This is a genomic window from Niallia sp. WK069_GA_01 (assembly GCF_983173855.1).
This window is the reverse complement of record NZ_OZ470138.1, coordinates 1,800,812-1,822,683: the sequence shown is the minus strand read 5'-3', so window position 1 is coordinate 1,822,683 and position 21,872 is coordinate 1,800,812. Positions and strand designations below refer to the sequence as shown.

General features: G+C 35.6%; 22 protein-coding genes, 2 pseudogenes and 1 other annotated feature. Of the genes and pseudogenes, 1 reads left to right on the top strand and 23 read right to left on the bottom strand.

The window, feature by feature from the left end; all coding sequences use genetic code 11:
* Nucleotides 1–16: 16 nt before the first annotated feature.
* From AC5LWL_RS08550 to safA, 14 genes and pseudogenes are all read right to left on the bottom strand, one after another.
* Nucleotides 17–175, bottom strand: coding sequence for a hypothetical protein (locus tag AC5LWL_RS08550; protein ID WP_493433914.1), 159 nt, complete (start codon nucleotides 173–175; stop codon nucleotides 17–19).
* Nucleotides 176–456: 281 nt separating this feature from the next.
* On the bottom strand, nucleotides 457–693 hold the full coding sequence (locus AC5LWL_RS08545) for a hypothetical protein (RefSeq protein ID WP_493433913.1): 237 nt from the start codon (nucleotides 691–693) through the stop codon (nucleotides 457–459).
* Between the two features lie 165 nt (nucleotides 694–858).
* Nucleotides 859–1,203 carry a hypothetical protein gene (locus AC5LWL_RS08540; protein WP_493433912.1) on the bottom strand — a complete coding sequence of 115 codons (345 nt, stop codon included), beginning with the start codon at nucleotides 1,201–1,203 and terminating at the stop codon, nucleotides 859–861.
* 45 nt (nucleotides 1,204–1,248) lie between these two features.
* Nucleotides 1,249–1,764, bottom strand: a complete 516-nt coding sequence (locus tag AC5LWL_RS08535; RefSeq protein ID WP_493433911.1) for a hypothetical protein — start codon at nucleotides 1,762–1,764, stop codon at nucleotides 1,249–1,251.
* Nucleotides 1,765–2,579 (bottom strand): annotated as a pseudogene (locus tag AC5LWL_RS08530) (RHS repeat-associated core domain-containing protein).
* A 238-nt stretch (nucleotides 2,580–2,817) separates the two neighbouring features.
* On the bottom strand, nucleotides 2,818–3,300 hold the full coding sequence (gene tnpA, locus AC5LWL_RS08525) for an IS200/IS605 family transposase (protein ID WP_493433910.1): 483 nt from the start codon (nucleotides 3,298–3,300) through the stop codon (nucleotides 2,818–2,820).
* 106 nt (nucleotides 3,301–3,406) lie between these two features.
* A pseudogene (locus tag AC5LWL_RS08520) lies at nucleotides 3,407–3,955 on the bottom strand (hypothetical protein); the annotation flags it as partial.
* A gap of 308 nt (nucleotides 3,956–4,263) precedes the next feature.
* Nucleotides 4,264–5,250, bottom strand: a complete 987-nt coding sequence (locus tag AC5LWL_RS08515; protein ID WP_493433909.1) for a hypothetical protein — start codon at nucleotides 5,248–5,250, stop codon at nucleotides 4,264–4,266.
* Nucleotides 5,251–5,439: 189 nt separating this feature from the next.
* Nucleotides 5,440–5,958: a hypothetical protein gene (locus AC5LWL_RS08510; protein WP_493433908.1), complete on the bottom strand. Its 519-nt coding sequence runs from the start codon at nucleotides 5,956–5,958 to the stop codon at nucleotides 5,440–5,442.
* A 563-nt stretch (nucleotides 5,959–6,521) separates the two neighbouring features.
* A complete protein-coding gene (locus AC5LWL_RS08505; RefSeq protein ID WP_493433907.1) occupies nucleotides 6,522–7,052 on the bottom strand; it encodes a BofC C-terminal domain-containing protein in 531 nt (176 codons plus the stop codon).
* Nucleotides 7,053–7,357: 305 nt separating this feature from the next.
* Nucleotides 7,358–8,296: an NAD-dependent epimerase/dehydratase family protein gene (locus AC5LWL_RS08500; RefSeq protein ID WP_493433906.1), complete on the bottom strand. Its 939-nt coding sequence runs from the start codon at nucleotides 8,294–8,296 to the stop codon at nucleotides 7,358–7,360.
* Nucleotides 8,297–8,548: 252 nt separating this feature from the next.
* Nucleotides 8,549–9,205 carry a YhcN/YlaJ family sporulation lipoprotein gene (locus AC5LWL_RS08495; RefSeq protein WP_493433905.1) on the bottom strand — a complete coding sequence of 219 codons (657 nt, stop codon included), beginning with the start codon at nucleotides 9,203–9,205 and terminating at the stop codon, nucleotides 8,549–8,551.
* Nucleotides 9,206–9,311: 106 nt separating this feature from the next.
* Nucleotides 9,312–10,307: a phosphotransferase gene (locus AC5LWL_RS08490; RefSeq protein WP_493433904.1), complete on the bottom strand. Its 996-nt coding sequence runs from the start codon at nucleotides 10,305–10,307 to the stop codon at nucleotides 9,312–9,314.
* Nucleotides 10,282–12,123: a SafA/ExsA family spore coat assembly protein gene (gene safA, locus AC5LWL_RS08485; protein WP_493433903.1), complete on the bottom strand. Its 1,842-nt coding sequence runs from the start codon at nucleotides 12,121–12,123 to the stop codon at nucleotides 10,282–10,284. The genes AC5LWL_RS08490 and safA overlap by 26 nt, the downstream gene beginning before the upstream one ends.
* 507 nt (nucleotides 12,124–12,630) lie before the next feature.
* Here safA and AC5LWL_RS08480 point away from each other — a divergent pair.
* Nucleotides 12,631–13,167, top strand: coding sequence for a transcription repressor NadR (locus tag AC5LWL_RS08480; RefSeq protein WP_493433902.1), 537 nt, complete (start codon nucleotides 12,631–12,633; stop codon nucleotides 13,165–13,167).
* A gap of 1,315 nt (nucleotides 13,168–14,482) precedes the next feature.
* Here AC5LWL_RS08480 and pheA read toward each other — a convergent pair.
* The 9 genes from pheA to AC5LWL_RS08435 all read right to left on the bottom strand — a co-directional run bounded on the left by pheA (nucleotide 14,483) and on the right by AC5LWL_RS08435 (nucleotide 21,826).
* The gene (gene pheA, locus AC5LWL_RS08475; RefSeq protein WP_493433901.1) at nucleotides 14,483–15,334 is read right to left on the bottom strand and encodes a prephenate dehydratase; all 852 of its coding nucleotides are present in this window, start codon (nucleotides 15,332–15,334) and stop codon (nucleotides 14,483–14,485) included.
* Nucleotides 15,335–15,518: 184 nt separating this feature from the next.
* A complete protein-coding gene (locus tag AC5LWL_RS08470) occupies nucleotides 15,519–15,974 on the bottom strand; it encodes an ACT domain-containing protein (protein ID WP_493433900.1) in 456 nt (151 codons plus the stop codon).
* Nucleotides 15,975–16,001: 27 nt separating this feature from the next.
* Nucleotides 16,002–17,291, bottom strand: a complete 1,290-nt coding sequence (obgE, locus tag AC5LWL_RS08465; protein WP_493433899.1) for a GTPase ObgE — start codon at nucleotides 17,289–17,291, stop codon at nucleotides 16,002–16,004.
* Nucleotides 17,292–17,344: 53 nt separating this feature from the next.
* Complete coding sequence (locus AC5LWL_RS08460; protein WP_493433898.1) at nucleotides 17,345–17,896, bottom strand: Spo0B C-terminal domain-containing protein; 552 nt, start codon at nucleotides 17,894–17,896, stop codon at nucleotides 17,345–17,347.
* Between the two features lie 902 nt (nucleotides 17,897–18,798).
* Nucleotides 18,799–19,089 carry a 50S ribosomal protein L27 gene (rpmA, locus tag AC5LWL_RS08455; protein ID WP_445490145.1) on the bottom strand — a complete coding sequence of 97 codons (291 nt, stop codon included), beginning with the start codon at nucleotides 19,087–19,089 and terminating at the stop codon, nucleotides 18,799–18,801.
* Between the two features lie 16 nt (nucleotides 19,090–19,105).
* Nucleotides 19,106–19,438, bottom strand: a complete 333-nt coding sequence (locus AC5LWL_RS08450) for a ribosomal-processing cysteine protease Prp (protein WP_493433897.1) — start codon at nucleotides 19,436–19,438, stop codon at nucleotides 19,106–19,108.
* Between the two features lie 12 nt (nucleotides 19,439–19,450).
* The gene (rplU, locus tag AC5LWL_RS08445) at nucleotides 19,451–19,759 is read right to left on the bottom strand and encodes a 50S ribosomal protein L21 (protein ID WP_493433896.1); all 309 of its coding nucleotides are present in this window, start codon (nucleotides 19,757–19,759) and stop codon (nucleotides 19,451–19,453) included.
* Between the two features lie 15 nt (nucleotides 19,760–19,774).
* Nucleotides 19,775–19,855 (bottom strand) — a sequence feature (ribosomal protein L21 leader region).
* 76 nt (nucleotides 19,856–19,931) lie between these two features.
* Nucleotides 19,932–21,359 carry an Rne/Rng family ribonuclease gene (locus AC5LWL_RS08440; RefSeq protein WP_493436570.1) on the bottom strand — a complete coding sequence of 476 codons (1,428 nt, stop codon included), beginning with the start codon at nucleotides 21,357–21,359 and terminating at the stop codon, nucleotides 19,932–19,934.
* Between the two features lie 212 nt (nucleotides 21,360–21,571).
* Complete coding sequence (locus AC5LWL_RS08435) at nucleotides 21,572–21,826, bottom strand: hypothetical protein (RefSeq protein WP_493433895.1); 255 nt, start codon at nucleotides 21,824–21,826, stop codon at nucleotides 21,572–21,574.
* Nucleotides 21,827–21,872 lie beyond the last annotated feature (46 nt).

Genomic DNA, 21,872 nt, shown 5'->3' with positions numbered 1-21,872 from the left:
TGTTTTTTACTTATAACTAATGAATAGAAGTAGAACAACCTGCATTAAATGCTATAACACAGCCTAAGTCTAGTACTGCACCAACCATAGGGAAGTAAAACGCTAAACCACCAAATGCAGCTGCACAAGCAATAACCCCTATCAAATCAATACCAAAATCATGAAAAATAATCATAAAAACCCTCTCTCACTAATCTGAAAAAAATTTAGCATATTAAATCAGATAAGTATAAGGAACTTTCTGGAGGAATTTTAAAAAAATAATAGTTTTTGAGAGGAAATAAAGTGACTGTTTACAGTTAACTTTTTAAATTCAAAAAACATCTAATTGAGCTTTGTAGTATTTATCGCAATTACTTTCAATTGGAAGAATTCCATTTTCATCAGGCAAAAGTAATCTTAGCACATACCTATCTAGTTCCTTAAACTTTTTAAATGTCACATTATAACCCTCAATTATTTGTGAATATATTTTCCCTTCCTCAAAATCCCCCCTTTATTAATTTCATCAACTAATGTGAAAAATATATTATTAGCCACTTCTGGATCTATACTAAGGACAATTTGGAAATCCATATGATTAAAATTCTCTTTTACCCCGTTTGTATGATAATTGGCATGAATATTATCGTATTCTTTTGCTAGTATAACGTCCATATGCCATCCGAATTTTTTAACATTTTTCTCTCCCATAATACTTTCTTCATTACAACTCCTCCAATCTATATCTACTATATATTATAAGTTACATTTGTTAAAATCTTCAAATTTATTTAAATTGCATTTCAAAATCAATAATGAAAAATTATTAAAAAGCCATCCAAAGTTACGTATTTGGATGGCTAAACAATTTAAATTTTATTCTTTAAAAAGGCCGTTAAACTTTGAGAGATTATTTTTTGGTTGCCACTCTCCAGTACCATGTTCCGCAATCATAATTGGAGAATCTTCACTAGTGATATCTATAATAATAGGATCACCTATATCTTCCTCAAACCCTATTACATACCAGTTCTTTTTCCATGAACCATCTGAATCACCAATTAATGAGTTTCCCTCTAAATCAAACCTAAATCCAGTTTGTCCTTCCTCGAATTCAGAACGGGTCAAAAAAATTACATTTAGTTCATCAATGCTTATTTCAATTTGTTCATTTCCGTAGGCTTCTATCTTAAAAAATAAAGAGTCTAATATATTTTCCATTTTATGTCACCTCAAATAAGACTAAATTGATGTAATATAATTATCTTATAATAAAAATTTGTTTAACAGATATTCCAAGAAAGATGGAAAGTTATAAAACTCACCAATGACTTCCTGAGTATTTAATGATACAGCTAAAGTATTGTTGCTTTTTTTATCTATCAAATAAATTTCTTCTTCATAAGATTCACCAATCAGTAAATATTCACCTTTATTAAAAGTAGCATATTCATTTTCTTCAATAATATTTTTAGGTTGTTGCGTTTGTTCATCTCTCGACATACCTTTTACAAGATGATTTCTACCAAATAAGGATATCTCCCCTTCAAAAAAAATAACCCCATTAACTTCTTGTAAAAACTCTTGATATCCGTTTGGAATAACTAGTTTTGAACTTAAGTTTTCTATTTCACTTGAATTTAGTCCTCTATAAATGTAATGATCGTAAATTTTATCACCTAATATTTCCCTTTTTAAATTATACTGATACGAATAAGGAGTTTTTTTATAGCCTAACTCTTTATATTTATCCAAATGATTTAATAGTAATTTCAAATACATTTAGTTCCTCCTTATAAATTTGCCTCTAGTAGGGTTTCTCCAGTTCCCTCCGTGTAATCGTAAATGTTCTTTTCTTGTAACAAATCTAATATTGTTAGGGTTTGCAGCGTATTGAGGATATGCCTTTACACTATTGATATGATGTCCATGAAACCCTTTGCTTTACTTTTTTCTAATATTTGTTGTTTTCTCTTATTAGACCAATTTCTTGTTCCTTTACCTGTCCTAGCTATCATCGCTCTTTCAGCTGCCCAATCTTTTTTAACAGCACTTCTTCTTTGGTATGCAATAGAAACTACTTTTTTTGCTGCTTTATATCTCGAACCACCAGCAAGTCCTAATGCAGCAGCTCCTGCAATTTTCGCAGCTGAACCTCCAGCTCTATATGCTTTATAACCATCATAAGCTGCAAAACCAACATTAACTGTTAACCAGAAAAAATCTCCATCTGGATCTACCTGCAATACCGGATTATTCCCTGCATACATATATCCATTTTGGGAAATCGGATCATCCTCATCCCCAGGATGCGGATTTAACGCTAAGAAATTCCCATTTTGCGGATCATAATACCTAGCTTTTAAATAATAATGCTTGGTTTCCTGATCATAATAATAACTAGCATATCGAATCGAATTCTCTTTCGCAATCGTTCCACTTTCACTTAACACATTCCCAAATGCATCATAAGTATAGAAACCTACTTCTGTACCTTTGTTATCGACAATACTCGTTACATCACCACGTTGATTTGTCCAGAAATAGTAGGTCTTCGTTTGCCATGTGCCGGATTGGTTTTTATCTTTTATTACCATTCCAACTACTTTTCCTGTATTATCCCATTGGTAATAGCGATATCTATGGATTTGATTATTATCTTTTGTTACTTCTAACGCAAGATGGTCCTCTTCTCCGTCATAATCAAAACCACCCGTGATAACGGGTGGTTTGCTCTACGGCTGAAAGCCTTTGTTACTGACCAAACCCTAAAGGGCTACTGAATGGTTCGCCAAGTGTACTACTTCTACTGGCCAGACCTCAAAGGCCTTCTGCTTACTTTCGTCTCTTTTTCTTTACCTCTTCGCCTGTGAATGGATCCATGTATTCCATCATCGTTAATTGTTCTGCGACTATATCATCTTGAATTTGATTTCGTATATATTCTTCTATTACCTTTTTGTTTCTTCCAACTGTATCCACATAATATCCCGTACACCAAAATTTTCGGTTTCCATATTTGTATTTCAAATTTGCGTGACGATCGAATATCATCAAACTACTTTTTCCTTTTAAATATCCTACAAATGCTGACACACTTAACTTCGGTGGAATACTTACTAATATATGCACATGATCTTTACATGCTGTTGCTTCGATAATCTCTACACCTTTTCTTTCACATAACCTACGCAATATTTCCCCGATATCCTTTTTGATTTTCCCATAAATTACTTGTCTTCTATATTTCGGGGCAAACACTATGTGGTACTTACAATTCCATGTTGTGTGTGCTAAACTATTATTGTCTTTTGACATAAAAACTCCTCCGTATGCTGATATTTTGGTTGGCGAACCAAAAATATTTTAGCATCTCGGAAGAGTTTTTTTAATACCACGCTATAAGCTTTTTAGAACCCTAGGCCTAGCCTAGGGTTTTCTTTTCCATAATAATATTCATACGTTTTTGTGCCAATGATTTTTTCGTTCGTAATCCTTCTTCATCGTACTCATATTTAGCCACTTCCGTTTTATCGGCTAAAGTCGTTACGCTTGTTCGAGCGCCAAGATCATTATATTCATATTGAAACTTATCATCCGTTTTTAAGTTGCCATCTACATCATACACAAATGAAGGAACACCATCTTTCGTTGCAATCTGATTCCCATGATTATACGTATAATTCGTTTCTGTTCCATTTTGAATCAGCTTGGTTCGATTACCCACTTTATCGTATTGAAACTCATTCGTAGAACCATTTGGCAATGTTTCTTTGATTAATTGATTATTCGCATCATAAACGTATTGTGCGGTACCATTTCGACTGATTTCTGTTTTAATATTGCCAGATTTGTCATATGTGTAACCAAAAGATAAAGCTGGCGATGTTTCGCTTCCTTTTGTATAGTCGATGGTGCTTAAGTTATTGCTCCTGTCATAAGCAAAATTATTCTTTGTTAATCCGTTTTGGAAGCTAACGGCTGCTTTATTTTGTTTTAATTCATACTTATTCTTCCACTACAAGGAAGGTTTTTTCGTATTGTTTGATTTGGCTCGTTACTGTGACTCAAAGTTAAGATACCCGATTCATTAATACCCAAAGAAAGACTCCTCTTTTAAGGAGCCTTCGTTTTTTTCACTTACTATTTATTCGCTTTTCTCTTCCTACAGAAAATGGATCATACCTCCTGTTAAACTACTACCCTAACAGAGGACAGGAGCACAAATTAAGATTCTTCTAACCTATCAGACTTCGACAAATTTTGATCTATTTCGGGTAGTCACTGTGACCAGAGATAATATTTATCTCTTAAAATTCTCTTAATTTCCAAATCTCCAACTATCCCCAGTGGATTGGCTATCTTTTTAGCCTCTTTTTCTTCAATTATTTCACAGTCAAATATCTCCCTATCACTAATTCCTATACTTTTGTAATATTTTCCTTCCATAGAAGCAACATATTCAATGTTTTGTAATTCTTTATCAGAAAGAATAACTTCTGTATATTGACTAGTCAACTTCCAATCATAGTTCATTATTGATGCGTATCCGGTATTAGCAATCATTAAAAACTTATGCTTCCTAATATATGAAAATATTTCGCATACTTCTAAAGGTATTTCTGAGAAAACATCTATATATGCAATGATAACATCATCATTTTTATTGAGAACTAAATCTCCACTAATAACAACACCGTAATTATATTTTTGAACATCCTCAAGAAAAATTTCGAAGATTTGTCCCATTTTTATTTGTTTAAAATACTTAGTTTTTTTTTGTTGCTTTATTTTCACTTCGGATACTATTCCATCAAGTAATCGAACATCATAATTAAATAGTTCAATTAAAATATCTTGAATAACAGATATTTTTTGTAAATTATTAGTACTATTAATATTCAATTTAAGTTGTTTAATTATTGCTTCCTTGTCCATCTTTTCCTCCTTATCTATAAAAACTTCTTGAAACAGACATATAGTGTTTGTGTTTGTATTTTTTATTTTTTTACTAATTGGTCTAATGTTATTTCTTAAATTTTTCTTCCCACCATTTTTCAAGTATACCCTATGTTCTAAACCTCTTGCTTGGGCATAACGTAAACTCCTTTTTTCTAATCTAAAACTAGCATCTTTATGAACTTTTTTATGTGCTGCTGATTTTCTAGCAGCAATGTTTTTCGTTCTGCCTATATAAACAACTTTACTTCCTTTAGATGGAGTATATAGCATGGTTAGCCTTTTTTGCAGCCTTAAATCTAGCACCACCAACAAAACCTAACACAGCAGAACCTGCTTAGATATATTAAAGGAATTGGTGAAGTCTTCTTACAATAACTTACTTACCAGCATAATTTTTAAAATTGAAAAACTAATATCCATAAAAAAGTTCTATACTTTTAATTAATATATAACAAAGTCCTACATGAAAGTATGGTACCTTTATTCAAGGGCTTTTTAGAGAGTTTTTTGTAATTCCAATACTTCCTGATGAGAATCTCGAAAACTAGAAATGCCATTAGTAGCTTCCGCCAACTCAATTAAAATAGGACTATAAAAAGTGGAATATTGTAGTTCTTCAGATATTTCCACATCCGAAATTCCACAAAAAATCAGGAACTTTCCAATTACTTTGTAAGTGTAATCATCTAAATTAATAGTTGAAATTGTAAGTATAAATTTTGGTTTTGAGAATTCAAGTTCTTCTTTAACATTAGTTATATCCATATATGGTTTTTCATATAATGCACAGAGTACGGAATAAGCACTAAATTTTACTAGCACTTGAGCAAGTACCAATGAATTATTCTTCATTGGTACAGTAAATACACTGCCTTTTTGCCATTTTTGTTTTTTGGGTCTCTTATATGTAGTTAGAAGCATTTCAGCTTCTTTTTTGGTCGTTTCAGAAATTTCTTCCTTTGCCAACTGATTGATCATTAAAGCAACCTTCAGCATGAGGTCTGCTTTATTCACACTAATGATAACCTCATCTCCTTCGCAATCAAAACTAATTCGTTTATAAAGCTTTTCTTCTAGGCTATCTCGTAATATACGTTTTATAAGCTTTAATGCATCATCATTTGTCTCTACATTAAAAATTGATACAAAATCTTGTTATTTCTACCACATCTAATTTTGTTTCTCTCATGTTTAATATACACCTCATATAAGTTTAAACATTATATTTCTTTCATCTTTTAGGCCTAATTTCATTTCTTTTATTTTCCAAGGATAAACTACTGCATCTCTACTCTTTTTAGCTTTTTTGTAGGTATTATAATACTTATAGACTTTATATGCACGCTAAGCATAAAAACCAATTTGTATATAATTACCATCCAAAGTAAAGAAGAAGCGCCTTGGTTCTTACCGAAATGCAAATGTTATAATCCATACAAAAAAATCCTATCAGACAAAAGATAAAGTCTTTTTGCCCTACAGGATTTTTTATGCTTTCTTTATAACTGGTTTGCAAAAAGTGTCTTTCTCCCACTCTTAGCGGGCATTATACACCTTATTGATTGAGGTCTCGATTATTAATTTGCTTGATTTTTCGTTGTGTACTGTTTAAAGCTTTCTAATACGTTTACATAACGAGTTTTTGTTTTGATAGGGATTCCATTTTGTAAATTCTTTTGCTCCGTTGACTCTAGTTTTTTTAAGTCTATTTGAAAAAAAGATTGAATAATATGGGAATATTCGGGTTTCCCATTATAAATGGTTAATATCCCTTCATCTGTAATCCCAAAATAACCGTTCGTTTTTAGCAAAGGGGAAATATCATCCACTTCTTGTTTAAATACAAGCTTATTCTTTTCCATATTTTCCAGCTGCCATCTATCATATTTCGACCAGAAATCTTCCATCGACCAAACCGTTTCCTCTAGACATTCTTCGCTTATTTCTCCGTCCAAATAGATTCTCTTTAACACTACATCTATTTTGGAAGGGTGTTCTTCGTCTACATGAATGCTGCTCGCATAACTTAACTTATTTTCCAAACTTAAAAAAGAAGCTAATAGCAGAAAAAGAAACATAGTTGAGAATAAAAGGAATCTGGTTTTCATGAATAACCACCTCTTTAATTACTAGAAAAAAACGATGTTTATTGGATCGTTTTTTCGGGAACTTTCACACAAAACAAAACTGTTTTACGATACTAGCTGCATATCAATTTGTTTATTTTGTTCTATTCGCTATTATTCTCACCAAATTATTATTTTTCATTCTAAAAAAAGAAGAATCAATGAATCAAAATAATAAAGTAAACTTCCATCAGTAGTTTTTTCATCCCCCACTGATCTTGACACCTTATAATCTTGAGGAGGGGTCTTACTCCCGTTAAAAAAATATCCTCTAAAAATCTTATGCTTTACAAAGTTTTTTTGGAAAAAGCGCCAGAAACAACACAGGAAATCATATCTTTTATTCCGTCCTCCAAGTTTCTCTTTGGGTGCCATCGTAAAGAATAGTGTGCTTTTTTTATTGAAAATGGACCATCATTTTTATTCATTCCTTGCTCTTGTTTAGTCACTGGAACCGATGCTTGACCGCTTATCTTTTGCATCATGTCTGTTATCTCTTGCAAAGAAGTTGCGTTTCCGGAAGCAATATTAATAACCTCATTATCCCCAGCTTCTAAACTTGCAAAAATAGCGCTTACTGCATCCTTTATATAAATAAAATCTGTTTTCAGTTCTTCTTTTTTTGTTGTCACTACTAATTCATTTTTTATATACGGTTTAATAGTCGATAAAACAGCTGCCTTGTCGCCACTATAAGTAGATAAGGGTCCATAAATAGTAGAAAATCGCAATATACTATAAGGCAATCCATAAAGACTGTGATAATTTTTTACATATTGTTCTTCAATTTTTTTCGATACCCCTGCGAATAAATTTGGATACAACGGAGCAGATTCTGTTATCGGTTCTTCCAGTTGTCCATAAACAGCTACAGTGGAAGGAAAAATGATCTTTTTAACTTTTTTGGCGGCACAAGCTTCTAATACTTGAATGGTTGTTGCAATATTTCTTTCGGACAAATGGAAGGAATCTTTTATACTGTTCGAACCGATTAGTATCGTTTTTAAATGGATCACATAATCAATTTGTTCTTTTCTCATTATATGTATAAGTGCATCTTTTTCTAATACTATTCCATAATAGGTTGCTACAGAAGCAGGATATGAATTACTTTCTTCTGTCGGTTCATCGGCCACAACGATTTGTATTTGTTTTTCCGCTAATATTTTTATTAATTCCGGTCCAATGCAGCTACTCGCACCACCTGTTATTAAAACTTTCACCATCTTCCCTCCACTTAACGCTCAATTTGTTCTTTATAACGAATATTTATTTTATTATACCGTAATTATTGCTTTAATAACAATAATTATTTCTTTATATAGAACAAATCTTGTAGAATTCACTCACCATAACTAGGCGATGCAGCATAATTCGTGTACTTGAACTAATAAAAGAGCGAAGAACCGTTGTCTTCGCTCTTTTTATTAGAAACAATTATAAATGAACTCGTTACAGCAAGCTGAAACTTCGGGGAATTACCTACTCACTTCCCGGTCCACTGTTTTAAACATATTTTCAATCGATTCAGATATGGTTCTTTCTGGTTGTCCGTCTCTAATTTTTTTATTAATGTCTTCAATTCCGCTAAATATTCCTTTATCGGTTACAATCGATACATCTTTATTATCTGTATAGGAATTAATTTCTCTTTGTGTTTTATTTTTTGTCGTCTCTATATTTTCACTATTTTTTACTTGTATTGCAACAAGCACTCGATTTCCATAAACAACAGATTGAACTTCTTGTACATTTGCCACTTTCCCTGCTGCAGCATCTATTTTGTTTGCTAAAGCTGCATCATAGCTGTTTTCTTTCTCAACTTGGTTATTTTGCCAATTATCCTGATTTCTTGTTCGATTATTATTTATATTACGGACGATTGAATCACGCTGTTCTCCTTCTTCACCAAAGGTATGATCCATGATTTCCGTAACTGGCCCATCATTATCTTCTCCGTCTAAAATTCTGGCATTTACGCCATTATTGTTGTCTTCATGATGTTCATTCGAATAATAGCCAAGAGGTTGTGCTGCATTTAATTTTTTATTATTCGCCTCTTCATCCTGTATGCCACATCCTGTTAGGCAAATAGAAAGGCCAAGAAGGAAGGAAGTCTGTTTTATTTTCTTCAAAGCTATTGTCCCCCTTTTTAATATAAGAGCTTATCCTTGCTCTTTTATATTTTCTGTACAAAGGGGAACTTTCATCCTGTTAAGTATAGGCAGTTCTTCTATTTTATTATTCCATTTTTCCTACAATTTTTATTATCTTTTGGATAAATTTTTTCCTTTTGGCAAATTGATTGGTTGTTAATTGCAACAATTGTTGAATGCTCCGCTTATCTGTCTGTTTATTCTGGCGAATCAAACGATTCCACTCTCGAAGGATATCTGTTGGGTAAACCAAAGCAATCAGAAATTGTTTCTTTTTAAGCAACGGCTGAAACACATCTATTTTCTCTAATTGATAAAAAGACCAATTTATAAGAGGTAAAATTCTTGTTGCAAACTGTACATAATCAACACTTGTTGGACCAATACTAATCAAATCAAAGTCAATTAAATATAATAAATCATTTTTTCCACGCAAAAAATTATGGTGCGCAACATCGCCATGTAAAATAACATTATTTCCGTTTTCAAAAAAATGTCGTTCTCTTTCTAAGTGTTCTAATGACCATTCTGCCCAATACATTAATTGATTAATTAGCTGCTCGTCTAAAAAATATCGGATAATTGATCTATTTCGTTTAAACTGACTATACCTTTCCAGCCATTTCTCCATCATTTGATGTTTAGGAAGGATATATTTATAACTGTCCACTAATTTTGTAGTTGTTTCATAATATTTATTTAAAACATCTAATGCTTCCTGTCTGTTTGCTTTATTAGCATAAGAGAATGCTTGGTTATTTGGAAGAATGTATTCTATACATCCATAAAGGTTTCGATCCACTATAAGTGGTTCCTCATTAAATAAATAAAAACGGTATGTATTTGTAAACCCTTCCATATATAAAGAATGTGTGAACGTTTCTTGTATTTTTAACTTCTGATAGCTGCTATACCGTTTTAAAATAAACCAAACTTGATCTGTTTTAACTAAATATACATCTGCTCTAATTCTCCCTATTCCGTTTATCGAATAAGGAATTTGTTTTTTTAATAAAGAGAGGAGACGATATAAAAAATCATCGTCTCCCATTTTGTTAATTTCCATAATCGCTGCTTTCATCGTCCTGATAATATGGCATTCCAAACGGTGTTCTTGCATCTACGCCATATGGGTTTATTAATGGTGGCTGAGCATAATTCCCATTGTATGGAGGCATATAAACGGGTGCTGTTCCACCTGGACCGAGAATTGGCGGTGTCACCTCTCCTGGTATTTGCTGCGGTATATGATGACCATTTTGCTGATTGATCTCTTCTTCCCCAGGGTATCCAGATACCGGTGTGTTGCCAATAGAACCTGGAGGATATGGACTTTGCATCATTGCTGGTGCTCCCGGTGCAAATGGATGAATCGGATTAAATACGCCTGGAAACGGTTGTGGCACGGACAATTCTGGTCTAAATCCTTGAGGTCCTTGTGGAATTCCTGCTCCATAATTTTCCGGGAATGGATAGCCTCCTGCCTGTGGATTAAATCCTGGTTGACCTTGTGGTGCCCCTGCTCCATAATTTTCCGGGAATGGATAGCCTCCTGCCTGCGGATTAAATCCTGGTTGACCTTGTGATGCTCCTGCTCCGTAATTTTCCGGGAATGGATAGCCTCCTGCCTGCGGATTAAATCCTGGTTGACCTTGTGGTGCTCCTGCTCCGTAATTTTCCGGAAATGGATAGCCCCCCATCTGCGGATTAAATCCTGGTTGACCTTGTGGTGCTCCTGCTCCATAATTTTCCGGGAATGGATAGCCTCCTGCCTGTGGATTAAATCCTGGTTGACCTTGTGGTGCTCCTGCTCCATAATTTTCTGGAAATGGATAGGCTCCCATCTGCGGGCTGAATCCCTGTTCAGGATAAGCATAGCCTGGTTGTGGCGTAAATGGAGCACCACATCCACAATCATCCGCTGCTGGAGCCGTGTATGGCATTTGGAACGGTGCTGCAGGCGTACTCGGTGTTCCTATATAATCAGAAGATTCCTGTTTATACTGTTGAGAAATAACATGACCATTTTCAGCAGGCATTTGCCCGTAAGTCACCAATGGCTGTTGGTAATACTCTTGTGGAATATTTCCTGCCTCTGGATAAGCTGGTGCAGGCTGTATGCCATATGGATTTTGATTATAAGCACCAGCTACCTCTCCATATTGAGATGGATAAGACACATCGTTGCAAGAAGATGACTCATCCTGCCATGGCTGATAATTTGTCGGTGCTACACCAGGCAATGTTTCGTATTGAATTGGGATTTGTTCCGACGCTATAGGCTCCGGTGGACAAACTCCTGGTGGAAATCCAGATCCTGGCATCATTGGTGATACATCATAGCAATACGGTTGATATGGAATAATTGGTGGACATACTTCTTGCTGAACTGGTGCTTCTACATGCATTTTTGGTGGTTTTTCTTTTACAATCGGTTTTGGTGCAGGCTGCGGTTTTTCTTCTATGTCCACATCTACATCCACATTTGTCATGTTCATGGAATAATAATTATTAATATCAATCTCTGGAATAATTGGTGTTGGCATTTTAGGAGTGTATGGTTTTTCTTTTTTTGGCACTTCTTTTTTTGGCATCTCTTTTTTCGGAATTTCCTTGATCGGCAATGTTTTTGGTTTTTCTTTTACAAAAGGATGTTCTGCTTTCGGCATCTCCTTTACATGAGGATGCTGTATTGGCATTTCTTTTTTTATCCCCGCAATTGGAGCTTCTTTAATTACATGTCCTCCAGTTGTCGGAACTTTAATCTTTGTACCGGGCATAATCATATCTGGATTACTGAGCTGGGAATTTAACATCTTAAGCTCTTCGAAACTCACGCCATATTTTTTCGCGATTTTCCAAAGAGTATCCCCTTTCTGTACGATATGGATTTTCACTATAGATTCCCTCCTATGCATATGTCCATATAGTCTATGTTAGTAAGTTGAAATTGTTATTGTTCTACACAAAAATCTATGCCATTTCACAAAAAATTATGTTCTTCATATTGAAAGTTTGTTTTCTTTCCTGACGCTTCTGACCACTCTTCTATCTCTTCCGAAATTTTTCTTTTCCATGTAAAAAATAATTTTAATAGCGGAATTATTACTCATTTTGATAAAATAGAACAAGTAGTTTGGTTTATTCTAGTTATGTATATTCTAGAATAAGAAGAACTATGAGGATTTAACCTACTAACTCAAACTTCGCAGTTATAAATTCCTCTTCACTTGTTTCATAACTTGGTATTGAACAATAAGAAAACCGCAGGGCGCCTTGAACAGCTCTGAAGAAAAATGTTCACATGCCTTATTAAACAGCAAGTTTTTTTCGAAACGTTCTATTAATACATAAATCAACTTTTCGCTATTTAAAATAAACCATTTAACAAAAGGAGAAATTCGATGACAGATTCAAAAAAACTTTTAGGTGACGAAAGACGCTCCTTTATTCTTTCCTTATTACAAGATAATGCACGTCCTTTTACGGGAAGTGAACTGGCAAGGCGGACAAATGTCAGCAGACAAATTATTGTCGGAGATATTACATTGCTAAAAGCAAAAAATGAACCCATTATTGCTACAAGTCAAGGATATTTATACTTACAACAATCAAAGCCAGTTCTTTATGAAAAAATCGTTGCTTGCAATCATGGACCTGAAAGAACAGAAGAAGAATTAAATTTATTAGTCGACAATGGGGTTACGGTAAAAGACGTGAAGATTGAACATCCAGTTTATGGCGATTTAACAGCCTCAATCCTTGTATCCAACCGAAACGAAGTAAAAAAATTCATGAAAAAAATTAAAAATACAAATGCTACTTATTTGTCGCAACTAACTGGAGGCATCCATCTCCATACAATAAGCGCCGCATCCATGGAAACTTTGGAAGAAGCAGAAGACGCCTTACGAGAAGCAAAATTCTTAATGGAAGATTAAAAAAGAATGTTTGTGGTAAACACCCGCAGCCTGTATACACTTCGCTTTCCGTGGGGCTCGCGCTGAGCCGCTTCGGCCCTTGGCCTGCAGGGTCTCAGCTGTCTCGCTAATCCCACAGGAGTCTACGTGTATTCAGGCTGCTCCATTTTCCAATCTATTTCATTTTTTTCTTGGTAAAAGAATTTGGTTTTAGAAAATCACCTTTAAAACAAAGTGAAATGGAGCGGAAGACACTCGACTCCTACGAGAAGTAGAGGAAAACGAGTGTTTGTAGCGCAATGGAACAAAAACTTCGCAGTTATAAATCCTTCTTCATGTATTGACTTAATATGCTTCCATCTAAAATGATATCCTTTCACAAAACGAAAAGCACGGGTCGCAGAATCAATTTAAGGCTCCAGTAAGCTAATGTTTATTCTTAAAAGAAAAATAACAGCAGTAAAAAAATGAGTGGTTAAAAGGGGAGCTATTCACGGGGCAATAAAAAAATGAAACCTAATAAAAGGGAGGTGAGTGACGCTTGTTCCATCGATACTATGGTTTAGCAATGATACCTTGTCATGAAATTCGAAGACAAGAACTTATTCTAAAACAGGTGCTTGTAACGGAGGGTGGGAAGACTGAGACCCCGCAAGGCAACGCCGAGGAGGCTCAGCTCCCACCCCGCGGAAAGCGAAGCAACCCGTAGTGAAAAGCAACCCCCACAATAAAAAACAAGCCTCCCATTTTATTGTTCTTAAACCAAGTAATATCAAGACTTGCAAACGAATTTGATGGTGCGAAGTTTGAGTTAACTAGATGAAAAAACATAAATAACCAGTATAGGGAAGTAACCATTTACGTGCTAAATTAGAGAATGTTCGTCTTTACCTATTAACTATTTAGTTATATCTCAGCCTCTTTGTATTTATCTTAGTAAGGGAGCAGCTTGCATACACGAAGACTCCCGTGGGATTGCGAAAAAGACGAGACCCCGCAGCACAGCGAGGAGGCTCGACACTCGCCCACAGGAAAGCGAAGTGTATGCAGGATGCGGACTATTCGAGACAGACAAATCCTCGTTTCAGAATAAACACCCATACAAATCAAATTTGCACCATGCGCATAAAAAGAAGCAGACTTCTTAAGTTTATCAGCAGGGAGCAGCCTGCATACACGAAGACTCCCGTGGGAATGCGAGAAAGACGAGACCCCGCAGCACAGCGAGGAGGCTCATCGCTCGCCCACAGGAAAGCGAAGTGTATGCAGGCTACGGACTATTCGAGAGCGCCAAAGCCTCACCCTAAAAACAAAAACGAATATATTCACTAACCCTTTATCTAATCGTATAAAAAGGATAACTTCCCAATAATTGTACATTACACCCAATCGCCTCAAGTTCTCCAATAGCACCAGGAATTAACACATCATCCATTTTCCGATCAAGATCAATAATAAAAAAGTAATTTCCAAGCCCAGTTTTTGTTGGCCTCGATTCAATTTTTATTAAATTAAGCTTTCTCCATGCAAATGCAGATAAAACTTGATGTAATGCGCCAAACCTATCTGCCGGCAAAGTCACCATTAAACTTGTTTTATCCCCTTTATGTATGCAATATGGCGACGCAAAATCGATTTCGTCTTTTGAAAGAATTAAAAAACGAGTATGATTATTAGCAAAATCATGGATATCCTTTTTTACAATGGTTAATCCATATTCTGCAGCTGTCAGTTCATTTCCAATTGCCGCCCCTTTTATTTCCGGGTGCTCCTTAATATACTGCGCAGCCGCAGCTGTAGAAGTTGTATTCTCACAACGAATGCCCTTCCATTGTGAATGAAGGAATTTATGGCATTGCGCAATTGCATGAGAATGACTATACACCACCTCTATTTCCTTCCACTGCTCCTTATATTTTGGATGAACCATTAATTGTTGTTTAATCGGAACAGTGACCTCCCCTTTTATCGGGATATTCACTTCATGTATTAAATAGTCTAATGTAATATTAACAGAGCCTTCAAGCGTATTTTCAATAGGCACGAAAGCAACATCCACATTATTTAACATTACAGCGTCGAAACAATTAGGAATTGTTAAATAGGGAATTGCCTCTTCATTTGGAAACATATTATTCACTGCTATATTTGTAAATGTTGCTTTTGGTCCTAAATAACCTACTTTCACTTCTATTCTCCTCCACATTTTCCCACTCTTGTTTTTATTCTGAATTTTCTCTATGTAAAAAATAACCCTTTAAATATTCCTTTGATTTATGAACGGATAAAAAGGGGCGAACAAAATAAAGGAATAAGCAAACAAAGAGTATTTTGATTCTTTGTTCGCCTCTTCCATTTTTTATCGAATACATTTATGCGCCTGAGCTTAATACTTCCACTTTCTCGACAAACTCTAATTCCCTCAATCTTTCTAATAATGCATCAATGGAAATTTCCATCCCTGCTGTATTTAAAGAAAGGGTAACATTTGCCCTGCCTTGAAGAGGAATTGTCTGATGGATCGTTAAAACATTGCATCCACCAGAAGCAACTACACCAAGCAATTTGGAAAGTGTTCCTGAACGGTCTTCTATATAGAAAAACAGTGTAATTAAACGCTCTTTAACGATCGTATGAAAAGGAAAAATGGTATCTCTGTATTTATAAAAAGCGCTCCTGCTTAAGTCCACCTGTTGAACAGCATCAGCAACAGATTCCGCTTTTCCTCTTTCCAATAACTCTTTAGCATCGAGCGTTTTTTTCATTGCTTCAGGCAGCACACTTTCCTGAATTAGAAAAAATTTCTGATCGAAATTATACTGTTTCATTTCCTCACCTCATAAGGACTAGCGACATTAATCAATAAACTCGAATTCATAATCCATTAGCTTCACAATATCCCCATCTTTTGCACCACGTTGTCTTAACTCCTCATCGACACCCATTCCACGCATCTGACGAGCAAATCTTCTTACAGACTCATCACGTGAGAAATCAGTCATTTTAAAGAGCTTTTCAATTCCATCACCAGTTAAAATATAACTTCCATCAGAATCTCTTGAAATATAAAATTCTCGTTCATCTGCTTCATGTTTATAAACAACTCGGTGAATACCTGCTTCTTCTTCCACTTCTTCTAATGGGAATTCAGGTGTATGTTCTAATTTATCCGCAATAGCAAATAAAAGATCCCTTAATCCTAATCTAGTTACCGCAGATACTGGGAAAATAGGATAATCCTCTGTTAACTGCTCTTTAAAGGTATTCAAATTTTCTTCTGCGTCTGGCATGTCCATCTTGTTGGCAACAATAATTTGTGGACGTTCCAACAAACGCATATTATATTCCTGCAGTTCTTTATTAATTGTTATAAAATCCTCATATGGATCTCTTCCTTCGATTGATGCCATATCAATCACATGAACAATTACTCTTGTTCTTTCGATATGACGAAGGAATTGATGCCCTAAACCGACACCAGTATGAGCACCTTCAATTAGTCCAGGTAAATCTGCCATAACAAAACTTCGGCTGTCTTCCGTTTCTACCATTCCTAAATTCGGAGCAATTGTTGTAAAGTGGTAATCCGCAATTTTTGGTTTAGCAGCAGATACAACAGAAAGCAAGGTTGATTTCCCAACACTTGGGAATCCAACTAACCCTACATCTGCTAATACTTTTAATTCTAGTACCACTTCTTTTTCTTGTCCTGGCTCTCCATTCTCGGAAAGTTCTGGAGCTGGATTGGATGGACTAGCAAACCTTGAGTTTCCACGTCCTCCTCTGCCGCCACGAGCAATAACTGCTTGTTGACCATGCTCTGTCAAATCTGCTATTACTTCCTTCGTTTCAGCATCTGAAACAATCGTCCCTGGTGGAACTTTTACAATCATGTCTTTTGAATTTCTTCCATGCTGATTTTTGGACATTCCATGTTCACCACGAGGTGCTTTAAAATGACGTTGATAGCGGAAATCCATTAATGTTCGCAATCCTTCTTCCACTTCAAAAATGACATTTGCCCCTTTACCGCCATCTCCACCAGCTGGTCCGCCCTTTGGTACATACTTTTCTCTGCGGAAAGCAACCATTCCATTGCCACCGTCTCCGCCTTTAACATAAATCTTGACCTGATCGACAAACATATCTTTTTTCCTCCTGTAAACGACCGAACTAAAAACTAAAAATGAAAACATTTTTAATTTTTAGTGCTTTTCGGGTATATTAACAACTCAAGTGTTAATTCTTTTTCTGTTAATTCTTGAAGCTCCACCTTCATATGCTCAGAAGCTTCTGTTTTCAAAAAATGATGGATAGCTGCTTTATCTTCTATTATTCCGCTAAAATCAAAATACAAACGAACACTTGTCAATTGTGGATCAATAGATACGGATAAATGATTTTCTGAAAATGTCTTAACACTCTCATGTAACATCCCAAAAAACTTGGCTGTCCATTCCGTAATTGCGGCGTCTTCTATAAATAGACACTTTTCTTCGTTTAATACTTCATACTCTAATTGAAAAGCATAACTTTCCCAATTGCATGTTAACAGCAATGTCGCAAATTGAGGAATGTCCAAATTGGATAATCTTGCTTCATTCTGCGCTTCCATTATAATAACTTCTATAATTTCTTTCACACGTTCCTCTTTATTTAATGCTAAATTACCTTTTATTAATTGAATTTTATTTAACCAATCATGACGTACATGCCTTAAAAAATCTATTGTATTCCAGTCTTTATTCATCTCTGTACTCCTACACGGTTATTAAGTGTCAGAAGACTGCTTGAAGTTAGTATAACAAAAAAGTAAACATAGCGTAAAAAATAATAGGATAAAAAATGAAAAATTCCCATTTCGAATAACTTTTCAATTATACCCCTACATAAAGAATTTCCTATAGTCAGAGTCTCACTCAGGGAAAGGCTGCGCAAATATTAGCCCTTTTTATTATTCCATCAGTAGCTGCAAGATGCAACTGATGATGGGATACATGAAAATGATTCAACTCTTAGACAGAGAGCAAGACACACTGCTTTCTGTCTAAGAGTTGAAGGCAACATGAACTTTATAGAGATTGTTCAAAAAGTCCGGTAAAAAGGGACACGTCGAATTTTTTCTTCGGCTTAACTTTCACTTTCTCACATAGCTAACCTAACTAGAGGATCCCGCTAAAAACGCTCACATCCTGTGAAGGACGATGCTAAAAGTGAAGTCCCCGCGAACTCTTGATCCTTTTATTCTCCTTTTGAACACGCACTTATATAGGATCCTTTATCCAATGAAGCTTCTAAAATCAATATAAAAGGGCTGTCCCCATTAGCCCTTCCCTAAAAGAAAGCCATTTCTATTAAGCTGCTGATACACCTAGAAATGGGGAAGGGAGCTTTATGGTGGATAGCCCTCATATAAAGTAAACTTCCATCAGAGAAGGGGTTCTCATCCCCCCATTGATGGTTAGTTACACTTATCGGACCTTTACGGGCGAGTTTCAATGCCTATCTTCCTCGATTTCTCGAAATCTTGAGACGGAGGTCTTACTGCCCGTTAAGAGTGGGATAAACGACAAACCTTATCTATCATCGTTTTATTGCTCTATACAAATCGATAGGCTGACTCAAAAATTGAGTCAGCCTATCGTATGAAGCTTAAGCTTCTTGTGCTGCTGGGTATACGCTAACTTGCTTGCGATCACGACCAAGACGCTCAAATTTAACGATTCCGTCAACTTTTGCGAATAGTGTATCATCACCGCCACGACCAACGTTTACTCCTGGATAGATTTTTGTACCGCGTTGACGGTAAAGAATGCTTCCACCAGTTACTAATTGACCATCTGCGCGTTTAGCACCTAAACGTTTTGAAATGGAGTCGCGTCCGTTCTTTGTAGAACCAACCCCTTTTTTCGATGCGAAAAACTGAAGATCTAATCTTAACATTCGTTCCACCTCCTATTTAATTATAAGTGATAGCCACGTATTTTCCATAGTCTCTTTCAATCGTTTCCAGTGAAACAATCATACCTTCTAAAAGAAGCTGTATTTTTTGCCTGCTTTCATCCGCCATTTCTTTTGGAATCTTGCAACTTAAAAAACCACCATCTTCTCCTTGCTTAATAATGGGCGTAATACCTGTAAGGGCGATAACAGCATTAATAGCTCCAAAGGAAACCGCTGTAACTCCTGCACATACAATATCATTTCCTTTATTTGCAAATAAGGCATGACCGCTAATGGAAAACGATTCAATAAGACCAGAGTCTGCTTTGTTAATCGTAATATCGATCATACAAGCTCAACCTTACGCGTTGATTTTTTCGATAACAACTTTTGTATACGGTTGACGATGACCTTGTTTTTTACGGTAATTTTTCTTCGCTTTATATTTGAAAACGATGATTTTCTTTTGACGGCCTTGTTTCTCAACTTTAGCTGTAACAGTAGCGCCTTCAACAACTGGGCTTCCTACTTTTACATTTTCTCCACCAACGAAAAGAACTTTGTCAAAAGTAAAAGTTTCGCCTGCTTCTGCATTTAATTTTTCAATGTAGATAGCTTGACCTTCTTCAACTTTAATTTGCTTACCGCCTGTTTCAATAATTGCGTACATTAAACTGCACCTCCTTGTTAGACTAAGACTCGCCAATCACAGGCGTTTTGCAGGTGCAAAAGCTTACTTACCTGTTCTGAGCGGTTGTAGAGCACGGGTGCTACAAACAACAGTAAAATACTATCATGTTTCTTTGCCACTGTCAACAAGCAGTCCATGAGTTTTCATTTCCTCAATGCGCATAAATAATCGAATAATAAGGCTTTGACATATTGGAGTATTGAAATTCCAGCTTCAAGCCTAATAGTTCTTCTAGTCTCATCTTATGCTTGTCTTTTTCTCCTGAAAATACGCGAGCTACATCATTCGTTGCTTCTATTGTTATTTTTTCATAGTCTGAGTATTGATATTCCCACAGCTCTCTTTCTAATCGAAAAGCAACACTTTCTGCACTTAATACGGTTCCCGTTCCATCACAGACAGCACATTTAGTATGTAAAACTTCTGTTAGTGCCTTAACCGTTTTTTTTCTTGTTATTTGTAAAATACCAAGGGATGTAAAACCAAGTACTTTGGTCTGCCTGCTATCATGGTGTAGATAAGTAATCATTTGCTTTTCTATCTTATCTTGATCCGATGCTGGCATATCAATAAAGTCAATTAAAATAATACCTGAAATATCCCGAATTTTTAACTGTCGTACCACTTCCATTGCCGCAAGTTTATTTGTTTGAAAAACGGTTTCTTTTACTTGTTGTTTCCCTGTATATTTCCCAGTATTTACATCAATTGTCGTTAATGCTTCTGTTTCATCTATAATTAAATAAGCACTATTGTCGAGCCAAACAATTCTCTTTAACGCCTTATCTACTTCTTTTTCCATATCATAAAAAGAAAAAAGTGCGTTTTTTTGTTGATAAAATTGTATGTTTAAATGGGGGTAGCGTTGACTCCATTTTTTTGTTTCCTCTAAATCATCTACCATTATTTCTGCTTCTTGAAGTTTTTCCAGCAATTTTCCTAATTCTTTTTCAAAATCATCTTGTTCTACTAATGTCTTAACCTTCTTCCCATTTGCTGCTTGCTTTATTATCCCTTGAAACTCCGCTTGCAAACTTTCAAATTCTACCTTCAATTGCTCCTTTACACTATTTGCAGCAGATGTGCGAAAAATAACACCTTCCTGCTCTGTCGTTAATTCCTTTCCTAATGCTCGTAGAAAATGCGTTTTTTCTGTGTTCGCTATTTTTTTACTAACGGCAATATAACGACCATATGGCATATAAACAAGATGTTCCCCCGACAACTCCAAAATTCCGGTTAATTTTGGCCCCTTCGTTCCAGCCGCATCTTTAACGACTTGCACAAGAATGCGTTCCCCCTGCTTGACAAAAGCAGAAATGCTAACGTTTTTCTTCTGTTCTATCTTTCGTTGATCAGCAGAATAAGAAGCAAGCTTTTCTTTCTGCAAATAGCCTCCTTTGCCTTCTCCAATTTCCACAAATGCCGCATTCATTCCTGGAATCACTTTAGTGACTTGTCCTAAATAAATATTCCCAACCGTAGAAACTTGCTGAGGCTGCTGAATATACAGCTGCTCTAATCTTTTATCCTTTATATATGCAAAACGCTTTTCTGCTGTTTTCATATTAACTAACACTTGGTCCAATGCACTCACCCTTTTTTCTAAAGACTCCTGTTTTTCTTCGATAGTATACTATTTTGAACAGAACGACAAATGAGGGGCTGTGATGAATAATTCCGCGTTCTCGAGATAATTCCGCGTTCCTCGAGATAATTCCGCGTTCCTACTCATAATTCCGCGTTTCTCGTGATAATTCCGCGTTTCTCAAAATAATCCCGCGTTCCTACTCATAATTCCGCGCTTCTCGAGATAATTCCGCGTTTCTCCTCATAATTCCGCGCTTCTCGAGATAATTCCGCGTTTCTACTCATAATTCCGCGTTTCCCCACAATAATCCCGCGTTTCTCCGGATCATTCGGTGCGACATTGGATCCTTTGAACAGCTCTGAAGAAAAATATTTACATGACTTAAAAAAACGCTTTTTACTGTTAGAGGCATGGGAAATACTCACTAAAGCTAGACACTCTTCACATTTCAACATTTTATACTTGTTACCTTATAAAAAGAGGACTCCTTTTAGGTTATAA